Source organism: Actinomadura rubrisoli (genome assembly GCF_004349215.1).
Classification (GTDB): domain Bacteria; phylum Actinomycetota; class Actinomycetes; order Streptosporangiales; family Streptosporangiaceae; genus Spirillospora; species Spirillospora rubrisoli.
This window is the reverse complement of sequence record NZ_SMKU01000466.1, coordinates 1-5,971: the sequence shown is the minus strand read 5'-3', so window position 1 is coordinate 5,971 and position 5,971 is coordinate 1. Positions and strand designations below refer to the sequence as shown.

11 protein-coding genes are annotated in these 5,971 nt (G+C 63.8%); 9 read left to right on the top strand and 2 right to left on the bottom strand.

The genetic code is table 11. The annotated features are described in order from the left end of the window. The 7 genes from E1298_RS49920 to E1298_RS43010 all read left to right on the top strand — a co-directional run. A partial coding sequence (locus E1298_RS49920) for a DUF6879 family protein (protein WP_207945189.1) occupies positions 1-794 on the top strand: 794 nt, incomplete at its 5' end. A gap of 8 nt (positions 795-802) precedes the next feature. Next, positions 803-1,117 (top strand): helix-turn-helix domain-containing protein, encoded by a 315-nt coding sequence (locus E1298_RS43035; RefSeq protein ID WP_131903150.1) that lies wholly within the window; start codon positions 803-805, stop codon positions 1,115-1,117. A gap of 13 nt (positions 1,118-1,130) precedes the next feature. Next, positions 1,131-1,649, top strand: coding sequence for a DUF5753 domain-containing protein (locus E1298_RS43030; protein ID WP_279499660.1), 519 nt, complete (start codon positions 1,131-1,133; stop codon positions 1,647-1,649). A 535-nt stretch (positions 1,650-2,184) separates the two neighbouring features. Then, entirely contained in the window at positions 2,185-2,691 is a 507-nt protein-coding gene (locus tag E1298_RS43025; protein WP_131903148.1) for a DUF6879 family protein, read from the top strand. Positions 2,692-2,695: 4 nt separating this feature from the next. Beyond that, a complete protein-coding gene (locus tag E1298_RS43020; protein WP_165975938.1) occupies positions 2,696-3,547 on the top strand; it encodes a helix-turn-helix domain-containing protein in 852 nt (283 codons plus the stop codon). A gap of 475 nt (positions 3,548-4,022) precedes the next feature. Continuing rightward, positions 4,023-4,235: a DUF397 domain-containing protein gene (locus tag E1298_RS43015; RefSeq protein WP_207945188.1), complete on the top strand. Its 213-nt coding sequence runs from the start codon at positions 4,023-4,025 to the stop codon at positions 4,233-4,235. Positions 4,236-4,396: 161 nt separating this feature from the next. Next, positions 4,397-4,672 carry a hypothetical protein gene (locus E1298_RS43010; RefSeq protein WP_131903146.1) on the top strand — a complete coding sequence of 92 codons (276 nt, stop codon included), beginning with the start codon at positions 4,397-4,399 and terminating at the stop codon, positions 4,670-4,672. Between the two features lie 11 nt (positions 4,673-4,683). On the opposite strand, the gene E1298_RS43005 is transcribed toward E1298_RS43010, so the two are convergent. After that, positions 4,684-4,872, bottom strand: coding sequence for a hypothetical protein (locus tag E1298_RS43005; protein WP_207945187.1), 189 nt, complete (start codon positions 4,870-4,872; stop codon positions 4,684-4,686). 56 nt (positions 4,873-4,928) lie between these two features. Here E1298_RS43005 and E1298_RS43000 point away from each other — a divergent pair, with 56 nt between their 5' ends. After that, the gene (locus E1298_RS43000; RefSeq protein ID WP_131903145.1) at positions 4,929-5,471 is read left to right on the top strand and encodes an MSMEG_1061 family FMN-dependent PPOX-type flavoprotein; all 543 of its coding nucleotides are present in this window, start codon (positions 4,929-4,931) and stop codon (positions 5,469-5,471) included. Next, the gene (locus E1298_RS51450) at positions 5,468-5,599 is read left to right on the top strand and encodes a hypothetical protein (RefSeq protein ID WP_279499658.1); all 132 of its coding nucleotides are present in this window, start codon (positions 5,468-5,470) and stop codon (positions 5,597-5,599) included. Before E1298_RS43000 ends, E1298_RS51450 begins: the two co-directional genes overlap by 4 nt. A 189-nt stretch (positions 5,600-5,788) precedes the next feature. Here E1298_RS51450 and E1298_RS49915 read toward each other — a convergent pair. Continuing rightward, positions 5,789-5,971: hypothetical protein (locus E1298_RS49915; RefSeq protein ID WP_207945186.1), on the bottom strand; the 183-nt coding region annotated here is incomplete at its 5' end.

The following is a 5,971-nucleotide window of genomic DNA, read 5'->3' as shown; positions in this document are numbered from 1 at the left end:
CCCGCCCGCCCAGCTACGTCCTCCTCGTCCGGGACGGCAAACTGGACGCGCAGCGCTTCACGAACCTCGCGACGGCCTGGACGGCACGCCCTCGGCAGCCCGGCGTTCAGGAACCTCGAACAAGCCCTCCTGCCCCACACCGTCCCACCGCCTCGGCTGGCGCTCAACTGGCCGTTGACCTGGGAACACGCAATCTGGAGCAACTTCATGGCCCCGGAGACGACCTGACCACTACGTTCTTCGGCAAGGGCTCAGGTCTTCGTCCACAACTCGTGAGGGAGCTCATGGAATTGATCTCGGCGGAGCGACGTAGTGAGCTTCTGCGGTCTGCCCAAAGCATCCTCAAGCTTGAGGTAAGGGACAACTACGACGTTGACGCCGAGATGTTCAGCGCATGGCGGGCGGGCCAATCCATCGAGGGTGTGGTGAGCGTCTGGGGAGAACGCGCAGCGGCAAGGGTCGCGGCGGGTGTCGTTACCCGCCGCGTGAAAGTTGTCTCCGAGCCTCTGTCGGATTACCACCGATTCATCCTTGAGGCCAGTAAACCCGCGATCGATGCGGGCGAGGCCATGAGGTGGCTCCCCCGTCGTCTCGTCTCGACGGTCCCGCTTCCTGGCAATGACTTCTTCGTCCTGAACGGCGAGGTCGTGATCTTCAACGTCTTCGGCGGAGCCGATCAGCGGGCAGAGATCCAGTTCACCCAAGACTCCGGGGTCGTGAAGCTCTGCATCAGCGCCTTCGATACGGCGTGGGCGCTGGCGACCCCCTATGACGAATACCGCGCGGACTCCTGAGCCAAGAGATGCCAGACAGCACGGCCGCAGCCAAGAAGGCGTTCGGTATCAGACTCCGTGACATTCGCCTGGATGCCAACCTGACTGGGCGGGAACTTGCCGCCCGGTCGGGGATGCGCGCCACCAAGATCTCTAAGCTTGAGCACGCTCGGCAGAACCCGACTGACGACGACATCAGGAAGTGGTGCGCCGCGTGCGGTGTTGAGGAGCAGCTCCCCGAGCTGATAGCCGCCCACCGCCAGATTGACGAGATGTGGGAGGAGCACCGGCAAGCGATGCGCGCCGGGCTCAAGCAGCAGAGTGAGCGCGCGAAGCCGCTCTGAATAGGCCAAGCTCATACGCGCCTACGAGCCTCAGACGATTCCTGGCTTTCTTCAGCGGCCGGGCTACACACGGGCCGTCATTGAAGACGTGGCTCGCTTCCACGGGCTGACCGACGACATAGACCAAGCCGTCGAGGGACGGTTGAACCGCTTGCGCGTCCTTGAGTCCGGGCTGTGCGTGTTCTCGTTCGTGATCGAGGCTGGGGCGCTCTATGCGCAGCGTGGCAGCTTGGCTGTGATGTTGGACCAGTTTGACTACCTGGAGCGGGCGGCGGCGTTCCCGAACGTTGCTTTCGGGGTCATTCCGCTTGGCCGGCACCGAACCATCTGGCCGGGGGAAGGCTTCTACATCTATGACGACACGTTGGTACGTAGTGAGCACTGGACTGGCGGCTACCGGACCAAGCACCCGAGCGAGATAGGAACCTATGTTCGCATCCTCAAGTTATTGCGCTCGCTGGCCTTCTACGGTGAGGTTGCACGTTCTGAAGTCGACGCTGCTCGGAAGCATCTGCAATCTCGGGAACGGTGAGGCGATGGCGTTGCCGTCGACCAGGGGACAACGCATCCCTAGTTCCGACGGCCTGCCCAGCGTCCCGTCAGCAGGCAGGCAAGATCTCTTTCGTTGCTTCCGTCCATCTGCTTCGGCCGCAACAGAACCACGGCACTACCGGTGACAGTCTCCTCGCCTTCGGGCGAGGCACTTGACAGTTATGACCGTCGCGGCTTCGGGTGGTGCCAACCAGTCAGGGGCATCGAGAACGCGCAACTTGGAGCAATTTTGCGGCGGCGAAGGCGACCTGACCGCTACCTTCTACATATGAGGCAACATCGCGGCGACGGAGACGACCTAACCGCTACGTTCTTCTGCAAGGACCCAGATTCGCACGGTTCGGACGAATGTGAGACGGTCTACCGGACCGATCGCATGTCCTGGCTGGTACAGGGTAAGAGTCGGGGTGCCACTGTCGCGGCACAACTCGTCTCCCTCGCGGACGATGAGACGTTCTGCGAGATCTCGGACCCAACGGCTGAATTGTTCGTGCGCATGTTCGCGAAGGAGCGTTATGGACTTGATCTCCCCTCAACAGCGGGAAGAGGTGCTCTGGGAGGGTGAACCGCAGGAGGTTCGCAAACTGGAGCTGCGCGACGGCTACGGAATGGACTCCGAGCTCCTGGACGCTTGGCGTGCTGGAGATCCAGACGGCTTCGTCGAGCGTGCGATCGCCGACCACACCGAGCACCTGAGGCAAAAGGCCGCGGAGGGCCGACCCTATCGCCGAGTGCGTGTGGTGTCCGAACCTCTCTCGGAGTACCAGAGGATGGCGGTGAACATCGCCAGTTCGTATGAGCAACTCCGCTGGCTCCCTCGCCGTCTGGCCTCCTCCCTGCTACTGCCTGTCAACGACTGCCTCGTCCTGGACTCGCTCGTCGTCTTCAACGTCCTCGACGGCTCCGACAACCGCGCGGAAATCCTGCTCAGCAGGGACCCCGATCTCGTCGCGGCGGTTAACACGGCGTTTGAGGAGGCATGGGCTCTGGCCATCCCGAACGGCGAGTACAAGCCCGCCTGAGCTGGTGCCCGACGAGAACCCTGCGGAGGACCAGAAGAAGGCGTTCGCCCAACGGTTGAAAGAGGTGCGGCTCGACGCCGGTCTGACCGGCGTCGAGTTGGCTGACCGATGCGGTTGGAAGAATTACAAGGTCTCGAAGATCGAGCATGGCGCTCAGCGCCCGTCTGAGGGCGACATCCGCAAGTGGGCTGCCGCCTGTGGGATAGAGGGCCAAGTTATCGAGCTGATCGCGGCCAATCGCGAGATCACCGCGATGTGGACGGACTACGTACGCGAGTTGAAGCCCGGCATGAAGGCGATCCAACTCCGGTCTCTGAAGAGGTACCAGGACTGTGAACTGATCCGAGTGTACGAGTCCTTGTTCATACCCGGCTTTCTTCAGACGCTAGCCGTGGCGAAGGCGCAGTTCACGATCCATGCGAAGCTTCACGGCCTTCCGCTCGATGACGTAGATCAGGCGGCAGAGAACCGTATGGTCCGCAAGAAGTTCCTCGGTACCGGGAAGCCTATGTTCGTGTTCTTGCTAGAAGCCTCGGTGCTCTACGATAACATCGGCGGCCCCGAGGTGATGAGCGAGCAATTCGACCACCTGATCGAGATGTCGATCTTGCCCTACGTCTCAATCGGGATCATCCCTCTCGGACGAATCCGCACGCTCTATCCCGGTGAGGGCTTCTACCTCTTTGACGAGAAGCTCGTCCATCAGGAGTTCTGGTCCGGCGTCTTCCGCACCTCACGCCCTGACAATATCGCCTACTTTGTACGGGCCTTCGAGGCGCTTCGCGCTCAGGCCGTCTTCGGAGAGGCCGCGCGAGCAGAGATCGAAAAAGCCCGCAGGCGGCTTCGGGCAACCTGACGCAACCTCCTGGCCACGCCGGTAATGGCGCTTCTAGCGTTGTGGCTATGAGCTTCGACGGGGTTGGGTGTTGCGAGGGCCGATCGGGCGATCAGAAGGTTGTGGTCCTGGACGAGTTGGGGCGCGCGATCGTGTGTGTCCGGCCGAGGTTGGGAGTCGGCCGGCTCGGGTCGTCTGGTGGTGTGCCGGTTCGGCTTGTGGTCACTGGCCGTGGTTGAGGAGCTGGTCTGCCGTCATTGCCGCAGGCCCGTCGCCTACGGTCCGGGCTGGTGGGAGCACGTGGGCGGGACGGTGGCCTGTAATCCTCACCAGACGACGTGGCCGCCCCGAGGGACGAACGCCGCCCCGATGGTCGAGGGCATCGCGGATCAGACGTCGCAAGCATCGACCCCATGATCTCCGGTTGGCCGCGCCTGACGGATGGCGCGGCGCGGTCGGCCGGTTCCACCATCCCCGAGGGCCCAAGGGAGGCCGTGTGTTCATCAAGTCCAGCCTGTGTGACGGGCAGCAGGAGACGTGTGGCTGTGTGAACGTCGCCATCGTCCGTGACGCGGTCGTCGTCACCGACGAAGCGGGCAACGTCTCCAAGTTCGATCACTTCGAGTGGCGCGACTTCATCGCGGGGGCGAAGGCGGGCGAGTTCGACCTGCCGGCCGATTCTCCGGCCTTGGCCACCGTCGCGGCCTAGCAGCTCCCGTCCGACGAGCAGGCCCCGCCCTGGAGAAAGCAGGGCGGGGCCTGCCCTTCTTTGAAGGATGCCTTTCGATGGTCTTTCACTGCTACCTCTGGCATGGGGACACCGCTACAGCTCAGGGGCCCAAGCGTGATGCTCTGTGTGGTGATCTCAGCATGGCCACGCCTCCGGTCATGACGCGGGACTGGCTGAAGAAGCCGCAGAGCATGTTGCAGCGGAAGGCCGCCACGTCCGAGGACGCCGTGAGCTGGCTCGAAGGTGCCTTCGACCAGCACGCCCCGAAGATGACGCATTCGCAGGCCACGGCCATCAGCCGGCAAGACCGGTTCGGCTACGCGCTGGCCGACTTACGGTGCGGCAATGATCTGTCCTGGGGCTTTCCATTGGCAGGAAGTAAGTACTTGGCGCTGGCCGTCATCGCCGTTGGTTAGGGGGCGTCTCTTCAGCGGGTTGCGCGGAGGTAGCCGGTGATCATCGCTACGAGCTCGTCCTCCAGCCGTGCGGTGTCCTTGTCCTGGACACGGACTTCCGTGTGGCGCTCGAACAGGTCCCGCAGGTCACCGATCATCTCCCATTCCTGCCGGGTGACCCTCTCCAGCAACTCGCCGGAGCGGGGCGCCTGCTCGATCATGATCTGCAGCAGCTGAGCAGCGGCGGTGAGGATGCGCTGGCGGGGGAGCCCGAGGCATGATCAAGGCCGAGGTCCTCGATCGTGTCGACCGGCATTTCCGCCGCTTCATCGCCCATTCCCCGTTCCTGGCGATGGCCACGTCGGACGAGGCCGGCCTGCCCGACCGCTCACCGCGCGGCGACTATCCGGGATTCGTCAAGGTGCTTGACGATTCCACGCTCGCGATTCCCGACCGTCCGGGCAATAAGCTCGCCGACTCGTTCCGCAATCTCGCCGAGAACGGCGGGAGCGGGCTGATGGTCGTCACCCCCGGAGTGCGGGAAGTGCTGCGTGTCAACGGTCGCGCTTATCCCACCGACGAGCCGGACGTGCTCGCCCGGATGCGCACCGAGGGAAAGGAGGCGGATCTGGCGATCGTCGTGGAGGTGGCGGAGATCTTCTTCCACTGTGGACGTGCGCTGATCCGTTCTCGGCTTTGGGATCCCGCGAGTCAGGCCCTGGCCGAGGAGTTGCCTGGGGCGGTTCGGAGTACGTCCATCTGTTCCTGCGGACGGTCCGCACGCTCGAAGTCTCGGTGCCGCGCAACAATTTCCCGTTGATGCCCGCACCGGAGTACTTGTTCCTCGCCGGAGGGATCGGCATCACGCCGATCGTGCCGATGCTGGGGGCGGCGGTCGAATTGGGAGCCTCGGCGACGTTGGTGTACGCGGGCAGGCGGCTGAGCTGAGCCCTCGGGCGCTGGTGTGCTGCTGCGGCCCCACGTCGATGCTCGACGCGGCCGAGGCTGCGTTCTCTGCGCTCTGTCCTCTCGCATCGCCGTCGACCTCTGACTCGAAGGCATCCCGCGAGGACGGTCGCGGAATGCGCGCAACCCAAGGGGATCGGTGGCCCTTGGGTTGCGCGTCGCCGTCTGTCGTCAGGCGAGGAGGGCTGCTATGGCGGTGAGGGGTTCGGGGTGTTGGGTCAGTAGCGCCTTTGCGGCTGAGGATGTCTTGGGTTTCTCCCATTCGGGTGGGTGGCCTAGGAGTGCGGCTATCGCGTCGCAGGTTGCCGGGTTGTCGGTTAGGAGAGTCGTCACCGGGCCGGACGGGGATGCGGG

Coding starts and splice junctions, on each gene's coding strand:
- E1298_RS43035 (WP_131903150.1), top strand. CDS start 803: ATGCCAGACAGCACGGCCGCAGCCAAGAAGGCGTTCGGTATCAGACTC.
- E1298_RS43025 (WP_131903148.1), top strand. CDS start 2,185: ATGGACTTGATCTCCCCTCAACAGCGGGAAGAGGTGCTCTGGGAGGGT.
- E1298_RS43010 (WP_131903146.1), top strand. CDS start 4,397: ATGGCCACGCCTCCGGTCATGACGCGGGACTGGCTGAAGAAGCCGCAG.
- E1298_RS43005 (WP_207945187.1), bottom strand. CDS start 4,872: ATGATCGAGCAGGCGCCCCGCTCCGGCGAGTTGCTGGAGAGGGTCACC.
- E1298_RS43000 (WP_131903145.1), top strand. CDS start 4,929: ATGATCAAGGCCGAGGTCCTCGATCGTGTCGACCGGCATTTCCGCCGC.